The following is a 10,167-nucleotide window of genomic DNA, read 5'->3' as shown; positions in this document are numbered from 1 at the left end:
TGAAGCGGCATACGCCGAAGCTCCCAAAATAATCCCATCCCCCCTCATCCCCACCCCACCCCGCCGCCTCACAATGCCCCGCGAACGAACACATCAGCGCGGAAGGCACATCATGACGGAACAGACGGCGAGACTTCGGCTTCCCTATATCCTCCCCTCACAGGCACAGAAACACGTCACCCACAACGAAGCCCTGCAAAGGCTGGATGCGATCGTGCAGCTCACCATCAAGGCCGCCGTCGCCACACCGCCCGAAAATGCGGCGGAAGGAGACTGCTTCCTCATCTCCGCGGATGCCGCGGGTGACTGGGCCGGCAAAGGCGGCAGGCTCGCCTTCCGGCAGGATGGCGCGTGGCTCTCGTTCACGCCACAGCCCGGCTGGACGGCCTGGTTTGTCAGTGAGGATAAATATCGCATCCTGCACGACGGCGTCTGGCGCGACATGCCGCTGCCTGCCGCTGGCCGGATGGAAAGGGTTGGCATCGGCACGGATGCCGACACGACGAACCGTCTGGCGCTCGCCTCCCCTGCCAGCCTCTTCACCCATGCGCCGGAAGACGGCAGCCATCGCCTGACGGTCAACAAGGCGGGCAAGGCCGATACCGCCTCGCTGCTGTTCCAGTCCGGCTGGAGCGGCCGGGCGGAAATGGGCCTTGCCGGCAATGACGGGTTTTCGATCAAGACCAGCGAGGATGGCGCCTCATGGCACACCGCACTTCTTTGCAGCGGCGACGGCCGGGTCTCGATGCCGAACCGCCCGCTCGCCGTCGTCGGCCTGCCGGCGGGCACGACGAAACCCGCCAATGGCACGGCGGCAGGTTTTTCCGTGCTCTCCATCGCCGAGGGCGGCTTTGCGCTCGGTGATGCGGTGAGCGGCGGCGGGCGCGAACTCGTGGTTCCGGCAAAGGGTCTTTATCTGGCGGCCCTGATGCTCGCCGTGGTCTCCTCTTCCGGCCACCGGGTGACGCTTTTCATCAACGGTGCGGCGGCCCCCTTCGGCATCGCCGGCAATGCATCGACTTCAGGCACGTCGCAGTCGGCAACCTCCATCCTTTCCCTCAATGCCGGCGACCGCCTGCGGCTGCAGCATGAGGGGACGGCGGAATTTACCCAGGGTAACGGGAAAACATGCCTCTCGCTTGCAGCACTGTGAGTGCAAACAACCGATGGACGATAAAAATTGCGATTTTTGGAAAAATTTTTTCCCGGCAAAATAAGGCGACTCGAACAGATCAGGCGAAACCGTTCAAATTCTTAATAAATTGTCTAGAGCTGCTTAGGCAATTTTTAAAGGTACGGGGATAGAGTTCCCGTCATATGGTCTTGAGTTTGTATAGAGTGTCCAATGACCGAAATGATACGCCCACGAGTTAAATATGTCATCGGCCCCGATGGCAGCCCTCTGACGATCGCGGATCTTCCGCCTGCCAATACCCGTCGCTGGGTCATTCGCAGAAAGGCGGAGGTGGTTGCAGCGGTACGCGGAGGACTGTTGAGCCTCGAGGAAGCCTGCGAGCGTTATACGCTCACCGTTGAAGAATTCCTGTCCTGGCAGTCCTCGATCTCCGATCATGGCCTTGCCGGCCTGCGCACCACGCGCATTCAGCAATATCGCCACTGATATTGCGCCGGCGCGGCAACGCGCCCAAACCGAATTTCAAATGCCCCGTCAGATTATCGACGGGGTTTTCGGTTTGATTTTGGATTCCCCCCACAGCATGTCCGCCCCACGGTAAAAGATTGTCGCCGGTTTGTGTCCGCTGCGTTCGCTTTCCCGCTGTTTCAATTCAGGCGCAAGCCATTACAGTGGCGAGAACGAACAGCAACACGGAGGCGCAAAACCATGGACATTCTCAGCACCGAAACCGGATCGCACGGCGAATATTCGGCAACCATCGACGGCCACAAGGCGGAGATGACCTATTCGCGCACCTCCCCTTCCCTTATCATCATCGATCATACCGGCGTGCCCGATGCGCTGCGCGGCAAAGGCGTCGGCCAGGCGCTCGCAGCCCACGCGATTGACGAGGCCCGCAAGGGCGGCTGGAAAATCATTCCGCTCTGCCCGTTTTTCAAGGCCCAGACGCTGCGCCATAAAGAATGGGCGGATGTTATCCAGGGGTAAGCCGGCAGAATAGTCAAAAGCGTCGCCGCGTCTTCTTCTCCCCGGCGGGGAGAAGAAACAAGCGGCAGACGCTCGATCCTTCACAACCATTCCCATATTGCGTCATTCATAAATGCGCGTCGGGCCTCCCGTCACGCCACCTTCAGCGGCGGCGTCCCTGCATGCATGCTGTGGCGGACTTCCTCGCGAAATTCAGGCGTATCCTTTGCGCCATGCACGGCAACAGCATGTTGCACGGCCGCTTCCATAAGCTCCTCCGGAGAATCGGCGGAGATGGCGATCGTGCATTTGCTGTCACTGGGGAATTCGCGGCAATCAATATATTGGCGGGCCATTTTTCCCTCCCTGCAATAGCCACCCGCACCCGCAGGGGCGCGTGCGCGTAAAAGCCTCCGGCTCACGGTCGGAACCCCCTTAAATTACGCCTTTCCCCACCCCCGGACAATCGAAATCAGCGAGTGGCCGGGCGGCAGGGAGATACGGCGACACGGCAAAACAAAAGGCCGCCCCTGAGAGGCGGCCTTTTAAAAAAATGCATGCCGTCCCGTCATTGAAAGCCGCCTCCTGATCCACCGGCAGCCGTCAATGAGGACGATCATTCGTCCGATGTTGCGCCTGATATCAGGCGCGGGCGCGGATTGCTCCGTCGCGGTTTTCGAGGGCAGCGGCCTTTTCATATTCGGCCTGCACCTCTTCCAGCGAAGCTTCGGCGGCTTCCTGCTGGGCCTTCAACTCCCGGATCGAGACCTGAAGATTATCCGCCCGCTGGCGCGCGGCCTTGGCGAAGGTCGGATAGGCAAAATGTGTCGGATCGGTAATGCCCGACTTGCTCTCTTCCAGCGAGATCTGATGCACCAGTTCCTTTGCCATCCGCTCGAATTCGGACATCATCTGCTGCAGCTGGTTAAGCTGCCGACGTTTTTCATTGACCTGAAATTCCTTCAGGCGAACCAGGCTGTCACGCGACTTCATACGCAATACTCCATGGATAGCGAGACCCGGATCAAAAAGGCACTATGCCCCCCTGATCGGCCCGTTTAACCCGCCCGTCACTCCGCAAAGGTTAACTCCTGTGCCGGAATGATTCCTAAAAGTTACCCGACGTTAATAAAAAACCACCGTCGTTAACCTTTCGTTTACGGGCATCGTTAATGATAAACACGATCATTTAAGGGTCGGTAAATGCCAGGTCCAAAAAAATGGGCCAGACGATGTAAGAGTCGATTGAATCACTTAGCGAGAAATCCTCACGTTAAGCTTCAATTTTGGCGATGGTGGATTCACGTGCAAAAACAGCGAAATGCCTTCTTTGCTTAATAAATTCGATACACCTTGCCAAAGGCAATTAGAATTTGTTAACCATTTGGTGGCAGCCTGCAAATCAGGCAACGTCTGGATCCGCATCGCGCGAGGCAATGTTTTACCGGTTCGCGGGCGGCAAAGGGGATAATTATGCGGGTTCTACTGATTGAAGACGACAGCGCGACAGCGCAGAGCATTGAACTGATGCTCAAGTCGGAAAGCTTTAACGTCTACACGACCGACCTCGGCGAGGAAGGCGTGGACCTTGGCAAGCTCTACGATTACGACATTATTCTTCTCGACCTCAACCTGCCTGACATGTCGGGTTATGAAGTCTTGAGAACCTTGCGCCTTTCCAAGGTCAAGACGCCGATCCTCATCCTCTCCGGCATGGCCGGCATCGAGGACAAGGTGCGCGGCCTCGGCTTCGGCGCCGACGACTACATGACGAAGCCGTTCCACAAGGACGAGCTTGTTGCCCGCATTCACGCCATTGTCCGCCGTTCCAAGGGCCATGCGCAGTCGGTCATTTCCACCGGCGAGCTGATCGTCAATCTCGATGCCAAGACGGTTGAAGTGGGTGGCCAGCGCGTTCACCTGACCGGCAAGGAATATCAGATGCTCGAGCTGCTTTCGCTGCGCAAGGGCACGACGCTGACCAAGGAAATGTTCCTGAACCACCTTTATGGCGGCATGGACGAGCCGGAACTGAAGATCATCGACGTTTTCATCTGCAAGCTGCGCAAGAAGCTGGCAAATGCCGCTGGCGGCGCAAACTACATCGAAACCGTCTGGGGCCGCGGCTATGTTCTGCGCGAGCCTGACGGCGCCACGGAATTCCTCGAAACCGCCTGATCCCTTATAAGGACAGGACAGTTTTAAAAGACCCGCTGGCGACAGCGGGTTTTTTGTTGTGCGTCACAGCCAAAACATACCCGCTTCATTCAGACGCAACAGAAAGCGCATATTGGCACTCCCAAAAAGGACCAATGCCATGAACCACCCTATCCCCACTCTCAAAACCCAACGCCTGACATTGCGCCCGCAGACCATGGCGGATTTCCCCGCTTATCTGGCCTTCATGGCCTCACCGCGCTCTCTCGGTGTCGGCGGACCATATGACCTCTGGAAAACTTGGGGCGTTTTTTGCCACGATCTGGCCAACTGGCACTTCTTCGGCCACGGCGCGCTGATGATCGAGCTTGATGAAACGGGGGAATGCATCGGCCAGGTCGGCATCAATCACGGCCCGCTATTTCCCGAAAAGGAACTGGGCTGGCTGCTTTATGACGGCCACGAGGGCAAAGGTTATGCCGCCGAAGCCGCCATGACGCTGCGTGGCTGGGCCTTCGAAACCCTGAAGCTGTCCACGCTGGTGAGCTACGTATCCCCGCAAAACAGCAAATCCGCCGCCGTCGCCAAGCGAATCGGTGGTTCTCCCGACTCCTCCGCGCCGCGCAACGACCCGGAAGATCTCGTTTTCCGATATTACCAGCTCAACGCCGCTTGAAGGAATCGGGACGCGGCACAAAACCGAAAGGTTTCAGCGAGGCGTCCCTCCATCTATCAGGCGGATAGGCGTCTCAATGCAGTTTCTCTTTGAGAAAGCCGCCGATTATCTCTGCGATTTGCGCGTGGATCTCAGCGCGGCCCCTGCCCCCGCCATCCCGGCAGACGAAACCTTCGCCCGGTGACATCTCTTCGACGATTTTTTCGCCATCGGGCTTGCACAGCTGCATGAAGCTGAAGTGGCTGGCATCCGGTATCTCCCGATAGATCGTCGTGGTTTTTGGCAGATGCCGGGCGATATAACCGGAATCGGCCCTGATCGCGGCGATCTCCGGCGTCTCCACACCGGCAGCCAGAACCAGAACCGGCACATCGACACCTTCAAGCGTTTCCGGCAAAAACCCGGCGGCCGGGCCGAGATCGAGCGCAATGGCCGCGCGGATGCGGATATCCCGCAAATCCATCGAAAGGCGCGGATCGGCCTTGCCACCGCCGATGATGCCGACCTTGGCCAGCAGCCGTGGCGCCTTGCATTGCGGTGGCGTTTTCTCTGCGTTGCAGTCCTTCAAGGCAAGTTCGGCGTTATAACGGCCTCCCACCAGCTCCATCGCGGTCCAGCCGCCAAGGGAATGGCCGATCACGGCGATGCGCGTCTCATCGATCTCGCCGGCCAGCCGATCGTCATCAAGAAGTGCCGTCAGCGTTCTGCCGATATCGCGCGGTCGCTCCCATAGCGGAATAACCTCGGCTGCATTCTCTTCGGTAGAGGATTCGCCCTGATGATCCGGCGCGGCCACGACATAACCGTCATGCGCAAGCTCTCCGGCAAGCCAGTTCAGATTGCGCCAGCTTCCGCCAAACCCGTGCGAGAGCAGAACGAGGGGGCGGGAACCGGGCGGAATGGAAGCACCCGGTTGAACCCCAAGGCCGTAAAAGGCGGCGTTTTCACCCACGACCTCGGTTTTTCCGGACGGAACAGCCGGATACCACAATGATACATTGAGCGCTCTTGCACCAGCATCGTCAGGCAATTTGATCTGCTTGAAACCGATGGCGCTTTCCGCCATCGCGGCGGGAGCAAGGGAGAAGATGACAATTGTCGCCAGAAGAAAATTGCGCATGAGATGCTCCAGGAGTTGATATGCACCAACTCCTGGCTCAAACCGCCGCCGCCCGAGACCTCAAACGGGTTTGAGGACGGACTGAAACACGATCAAGGCAGCGCCCTCACCAATCGTCTAAACCCCGGCCACGCGTTCGAAAAGCCGGATCGGGTGTTTCCGGAACGTCGTTTCGCGGAATGGCCGAAAGCCGAATCGGGCGGCGATGGCCAAGGAAGGGCTGTTCAGCGGATCGATCATGCAGACGGTCCGCTGCGAAATTCCGCTGCTGTCGAACCACCCGGTCACGGCCTCCACGGCCTCGGTCGCGACACCCTTGCCGCCCAGTTCGACATCGATTTTCCACATCGCCTCGGGAACACCATCGAAATCGGCCCCGTTTCCACGGCGCATATGGGCAAAGCCCACCTCGCCCACGATACGCCCCGTGGCACGCTCTTCCACCACAAAGGGGCCGAACCCATAAGCGGACCAATGGCCGATAAAGCGCAAAAGCCTTGCGAATGCGAGTTCCGCGTCCAGCGGAGCAATCGCGGTAAGTCCCTCGATCTGCGGAACATCAGCCCCCCAGAACGCGCGATAAAGCGCTTCATCCCCAATGGCGTGTGGCCGAAGGAGAAGGCGAGCGGTGGTCAGACGAACCATGAACATGCTCCCCAAAACGAAAAAGGCCGGCGCGTCGGCAGACGCAATCCCGGCCCTTTCGCAAAATCATCTCCGCAATCGAATGGTCACTCGGCAACCGTCTTTGCGGTAAAGACGATGCGATCTTCATGCACCTTATATTCCACCGTCATATTGGCCTCTTCCGCCAGAAGCAGCGTGTAATAGGGCTGCACGGAATGGGCATCGACCGCCTCTTCCAGCCGGCCTTCGTAAATCTCCACGAACTTGGCCGGAACGCGCATCATCCGACCCTTGACGGTGATTTCGAACTTGGCGTCGCCATCGGGGCTTTCCAGCAGCACATCCACATTGCCGCCGCGCGGGATTGCGCCGTAAGCGACAAGGAAGAGGTTGAGCAGAAGTTTGACACGATTTTTCGGAACAATGGCCCGCGGACCGTTCCAGCTGACTTCAGCCTTCTTCTCAGCCGCAGCGAAATCCTGCGCGGCCTTTTCGGCCTCGCCGGTGTCGATGGAAGCGCCGGCCGAGCCGGAAGCGCCAAAAGCGAGCCGGGCGAACTTCAGCCGCACGGATGCGTTAAGGGCTGACGTGCGGATGAGATCGAGCGCATCGTCATCCGTGCCGCCCTCGTCCAAGAGTTCGAGGCCGTTATTGATGGCGCCGACAGGAGAAATCACATCATGGCACACGCGACTGCACAAAAGAGCCGCCAGATCGGGACCGGACAGCGTGATATTGAGTTTGCTCGTCATAAAATTCTCTCCTGCGCAAGGGAGGCGCGGACGGTGTGGAAATTGTTAAGCCATAATGACACCATATTTGGTAAACCGATTGTTAATAGGATGGTTTCAAAATGCCAAATGCCTTAACAGGCCACATTGGAGCCCCGTGTATCCGCCAGGATGCACGACAGATGCTGTAGAACTTTGACTCTACGCATCGGCCCTTGCGAAAATCGATTCGGTTTTTCGGGCTGATGCGTTAACGAAACAGACGGACGGACATGACGATGCGCCTTACGAAAACCCGCACCATTGCACGCCTCGGACTGGGAAAGATTTTCGCGCTCCTTGCGAGCCTCTTGATGTGGGTCGCACCGGCCTTTGCCCAGACCAGCGATCAATATTCCATCCAGGAAGTCGTGGATGCAGGCCACGGATTCTTCGGTGAAACCACCGGCGGCCTTGCCAAGGTGGTGGAGCGCGCCTTCCAGCAATACGGACTTCCGAACGGTTACATTCTTGGCCAGGAAGGCTCCGGCGCCTTCGTTGCCGGCCTCACCTATGGTGAAGGCACGCTTTATACCAAGAATGCCGGCCAGCACCCGGTGTTCTGGCAGGGCCCGTCGCTCGGGCTTGATTATGGCGGTCAGGGCACCCGCGCCATGATGCTGGTTTATAATCTTCCCTCCGTCGATGCACTTTACCGCCGTTATGGCGGTGTCAGCGGTTCCGCCTTCATCGTCGCTGGCGTCGGCATGACCTATCTGAAGAGCAGCGATGTGACGCTCGCCCCCATCCGCACCGGCATCGGCGCACGCCTCGGCATCAATGTCGGTTACCTGAAGCTTACCCAGCAGCCGACCTGGAACCCCTTCTGATTCGCTGAAATCAAAGTGCAGCGGAGCCAGCGGTGGCATATAGGACGAGAGATTGCGGCAGGTTTATTCTCCCCACCGGGGAGAAGGTGGCCCGAAGGGCCGGATGAGGGGGCAACGTTGCCGGCACCTCATGACCCTCGCCCCCTCATCCCGCTGCCGCGGACTTCTCCCCCTCGGGGAGAAGAAACAAGCGGCGCTGACACCGCCTGTGCAATTGCCGGGAGACCCCTCCCCACGGTTGCAATAATAGCGTAACGTGCTTTCGCGCTCCTCTTTCCGAATGCGCGCGTATCTGAGTTTCGGAGACTGTCCCGCGTGATCGAATATGCCATTCTTTTCGGATTGGGTTTTCTCACCGCAACCCTGCTGGCCCTGTTGATTGCACCCGCGATCCACCGCCGCATCGTCGCCTATACGGAAAACCGCCTGCGCGCGACGATGCCCATCAGCCCGCAGGAAGTCCGCGCCCAGAAGGATATGGCGCGCGCGCTTTACGCCGCTGAAAACGCCAAGGTCCGCCAGGAACTGGATACCGAGCGGGAGAAAAACACCTCGCTGCGCCTCGCCAACGAAGCCGCTTCCAGCGACGCCTATCGGCTGGGCGAACAGAATCGCAGCCTTTCGCTGAAAATCGAGGAGCTGACGCTGGAGATCGGCGAATTGCGCGCCGCCCTCGATAACAGCGAAGAACGCGCCGGTGCGATTGCCATGAACCTCACGCAACAGGAACAGGCCGCCAACGAGCGCGCCGCCCAGATGTCTGATCTCACCGCCCGCCTCACCAATCTGACGCGCGAGCTGGATGATTCGAAAATCACCGCCGCCACCCGCGATCTGGAAGCCGAGCAGGCAAAACAAAGCGCCTCGCGCTTCCGCAAGGAAGGCGAAACCGCCACCCGCGAATTGCAGGATGTGGCGGCCCGCAACAAGGAAGCCATGACGGCGGTTGCGCGCGAAAGCCGCAAGGTCACGCGTCTGGAAGACCAGGTCGCCACCGTGATGGCGAAAAATGCCGATCTCGACACCATGCTGACGCTGCGCAATCAGGAAGTCGCCCGCCTGAAGGAACAGCTGGCGGCAACTGGCGGCCGCAGCAACGACATGATCATTCGCCTGCCGAACCCGGCCGTGCCGGTTGAGAAAGCGGCGAGCCAGTTGCAACCGGCGGCCCCTGCCCCAGCCGCCGCGCTCGAAACCACACCCGTCGTTGCTGAGGACGTGACACAGGCGGTGACCACGGAGGAGGCTGCGGTCTCCCCCATGGTTGAGCCAACGACACCGTCGCCGGAAGGTCTGGAGCAGGAAATCGAGGACATCCGCAATCAGGGAACGGCGCTCACCGAACGCCTGCTGAATGTGCGCGGCACCGGCAATGACGAACCCATCCGCCGCGAAATCGCGCGGATCGCCGCAAAGATGATTGCGCTGACGGCTGCACAGGAGGGCGAGACGTCGCCTATTCCGGGTCTGCTGGCCAAGGCCTCCGGCTCATCGGGGCGGGAGAGCCTTGCGACGGGGGCGAGTGCGTTGATGGGGAAGCGGGAACAGTAAAGCTGGTGGTGCGGGATAGTCCGCCTCAGTGGGTGCGGTTTACCCCCCTCTGCCCTGCCGGGCATCTCCCCCTCAAGGGGGGAGATCGATATGCGGCACTCTTCAGCCCATCTCTAACGTTGCGAATGAGCGAGCGTTAGCTCCCAGCTGATCTCCCCCCTTGAGGGGGAGATGCCCGGCAGGGCAGAGGGGGGTAAACCACACCCACTGAGCCCTTAAATCCGCCCCATCACCCCCGCCATCTGATAAAGCGCCAGCCCCGAAGCCGTGCCCGCATTCAAGCTATCCAGCTGCGCCGACTGCGCAATCCGCCCGGTATGAAACCGCCACAG

At 59.4% G+C, this 10,167-nt stretch carries 12 protein-coding genes and 1 pseudogene; 7 read left to right on the top strand and 6 right to left on the bottom strand.

Annotated features, from left to right (window positions below; translation table 11 throughout):
* The first annotated feature begins 112 nt into the window (after positions 1–112).
* The 3 genes from ACQZ5F_RS00785 to ACQZ5F_RS00775 all read left to right on the top strand — a co-directional run bounded on the left by ACQZ5F_RS00785 (position 113) and on the right by ACQZ5F_RS00775 (position 2,125).
* Positions 113–1,153, top strand: coding sequence for a DUF2793 domain-containing protein (locus ACQZ5F_RS00785; RefSeq protein WP_225339272.1), 1,041 nt, complete (start codon positions 113–115; stop codon positions 1,151–1,153).
* A 192-nt stretch (positions 1,154–1,345) separates the two neighbouring features.
* Entirely contained in the window at positions 1,346–1,621 is a 276-nt protein-coding gene (gene sciP, locus ACQZ5F_RS00780) for a CtrA inhibitor SciP (protein WP_004430042.1), read from the top strand.
* A 222-nt stretch (positions 1,622–1,843) separates the two neighbouring features.
* Positions 1,844–2,125 carry a GNAT family N-acetyltransferase gene (locus ACQZ5F_RS00775; RefSeq protein WP_046801491.1) on the top strand — a complete coding sequence of 94 codons (282 nt, stop codon included), beginning with the start codon at positions 1,844–1,846 and terminating at the stop codon, positions 2,123–2,125.
* 131 nt (positions 2,126–2,256) lie between these two features.
* Here the strand turns inward: ACQZ5F_RS00775 and ACQZ5F_RS00770 are convergent, their stop codons facing one another.
* Both ACQZ5F_RS00770 and ACQZ5F_RS00765 read right to left on the bottom strand, forming a co-directional pair.
* A complete protein-coding gene (locus ACQZ5F_RS00770) occupies positions 2,257–2,460 on the bottom strand; it encodes a DUF1059 domain-containing protein (RefSeq protein ID WP_046801492.1) in 204 nt (67 codons plus the stop codon).
* Between the two features lie 286 nt (positions 2,461–2,746).
* Positions 2,747–3,097 carry a flagellar export protein FliJ gene (locus tag ACQZ5F_RS00765; protein WP_003491821.1) on the bottom strand — a complete coding sequence of 117 codons (351 nt, stop codon included), beginning with the start codon at positions 3,095–3,097 and terminating at the stop codon, positions 2,747–2,749.
* A 480-nt stretch (positions 3,098–3,577) separates the two neighbouring features.
* Here ACQZ5F_RS00765 and ctrA point away from each other — a divergent pair, with 480 nt between their 5' ends.
* Positions 3,578–4,282, top strand: coding sequence for a response regulator transcription factor CtrA (gene ctrA, locus ACQZ5F_RS00760; RefSeq protein ID WP_003491823.1), 705 nt, complete (start codon positions 3,578–3,580; stop codon positions 4,280–4,282).
* A gap of 139 nt (positions 4,283–4,421) precedes the next feature.
* Positions 4,422–4,937 (top strand): GNAT family N-acetyltransferase, encoded by a 516-nt coding sequence (locus ACQZ5F_RS00755; protein ID WP_448731036.1) that lies wholly within the window; start codon positions 4,422–4,424, stop codon positions 4,935–4,937.
* Between the two features lie 73 nt (positions 4,938–5,010).
* Here ACQZ5F_RS00755 and ACQZ5F_RS00750 read toward each other — a convergent pair whose 3' ends face one another.
* The 3 genes from ACQZ5F_RS00750 to chpT form a co-directional block, all read right to left on the bottom strand.
* Positions 5,011–6,057 (bottom strand): alpha/beta hydrolase family protein, encoded by a 1,047-nt coding sequence (locus ACQZ5F_RS00750; RefSeq protein ID WP_225339273.1) that lies wholly within the window; start codon positions 6,055–6,057, stop codon positions 5,011–5,013.
* A 117-nt stretch (positions 6,058–6,174) separates the two neighbouring features.
* The gene (locus tag ACQZ5F_RS00745) at positions 6,175–6,702 is read right to left on the bottom strand and encodes a GNAT family N-acetyltransferase (RefSeq protein WP_046801495.1); all 528 of its coding nucleotides are present in this window, start codon (positions 6,700–6,702) and stop codon (positions 6,175–6,177) included.
* 86 nt (positions 6,703–6,788) lie between these two features.
* A complete protein-coding gene (gene chpT, locus ACQZ5F_RS00740; protein ID WP_046801496.1) occupies positions 6,789–7,436 on the bottom strand; it encodes a histidine phosphotransferase ChpT in 648 nt (215 codons plus the stop codon).
* 251 nt (positions 7,437–7,687) lie between these two features.
* On the opposite strand from chpT, the gene ACQZ5F_RS00735 reads away from it, so the two are divergent.
* Both ACQZ5F_RS00735 and ACQZ5F_RS00730 read left to right on the top strand, forming a co-directional pair.
* Positions 7,688–8,284 carry a DUF1134 domain-containing protein gene (locus ACQZ5F_RS00735; protein ID WP_052818233.1) on the top strand — a complete coding sequence of 199 codons (597 nt, stop codon included), beginning with the start codon at positions 7,688–7,690 and terminating at the stop codon, positions 8,282–8,284.
* Between the two features lie 315 nt (positions 8,285–8,599).
* On the top strand, positions 8,600–9,835 hold the full coding sequence (locus tag ACQZ5F_RS00730; RefSeq protein ID WP_225339274.1) for a coiled-coil domain-containing protein: 1,236 nt from the start codon (positions 8,600–8,602) through the stop codon (positions 9,833–9,835).
* Positions 9,836–10,050: 215 nt separating this feature from the next.
* Here ACQZ5F_RS00730 and ACQZ5F_RS00725 read toward each other — a convergent pair.
* A pseudogene (locus tag ACQZ5F_RS00725) lies at positions 10,051–10,167 on the bottom strand (TrmH family RNA methyltransferase); the annotation flags it as partial.

Source organism: Agrobacterium sp. 22-210-1, from assembly GCF_053522525.1.
Note: the sequence above shows the minus strand (reverse complement) of the source record. Positions and strands in the feature narration are given on the sequence as shown.

Excerpts from the sequence above, each read along its gene's own strand:
- ACQZ5F_RS00755 (WP_448731036.1), top strand. The coding sequence starts at position 4,422 with ATGAACCACCCTATCCCCACTCTCAAAACCCAACGCCTGACATTGCGC.
- ACQZ5F_RS00785 (WP_225339272.1), top strand. The coding sequence starts at position 113 with ATGACGGAACAGACGGCGAGACTTCGGCTTCCCTATATCCTCCCCTCA.
- chpT (WP_046801496.1), bottom strand. The coding sequence starts at position 7,436 with ATGACGAGCAAACTCAATATCACGCTGTCCGGTCCCGATCTGGCGGCT.
- ctrA (WP_003491823.1), top strand. The coding sequence starts at position 3,578 with ATGCGGGTTCTACTGATTGAAGACGACAGCGCGACAGCGCAGAGCATT.
- sciP (WP_004430042.1), top strand. The coding sequence starts at position 1,346 with ATGACCGAAATGATACGCCCACGAGTTAAATATGTCATCGGCCCCGAT.
- ACQZ5F_RS00765 (WP_003491821.1), bottom strand. The coding sequence starts at position 3,097 with ATGAAGTCGCGTGACAGCCTGGTTCGCCTGAAGGAATTTCAGGTCAAT.
- ACQZ5F_RS00770 (WP_046801492.1), bottom strand. The coding sequence starts at position 2,460 with ATGGCCCGCCAATATATTGATTGCCGCGAATTCCCCAGTGACAGCAAA.
- ACQZ5F_RS00775 (WP_046801491.1), top strand. The coding sequence starts at position 1,844 with ATGGACATTCTCAGCACCGAAACCGGATCGCACGGCGAATATTCGGCA.
- ACQZ5F_RS00750 (WP_225339273.1), bottom strand. The coding sequence starts at position 6,057 with ATGCGCAATTTTCTTCTGGCGACAATTGTCATCTTCTCCCTTGCTCCC.
- ACQZ5F_RS00745 (WP_046801495.1), bottom strand. The coding sequence starts at position 6,702 with ATGGTTCGTCTGACCACCGCTCGCCTTCTCCTTCGGCCACACGCCATT.
- ACQZ5F_RS00735 (WP_052818233.1), top strand. The coding sequence starts at position 7,688 with ATGACGATGCGCCTTACGAAAACCCGCACCATTGCACGCCTCGGACTG.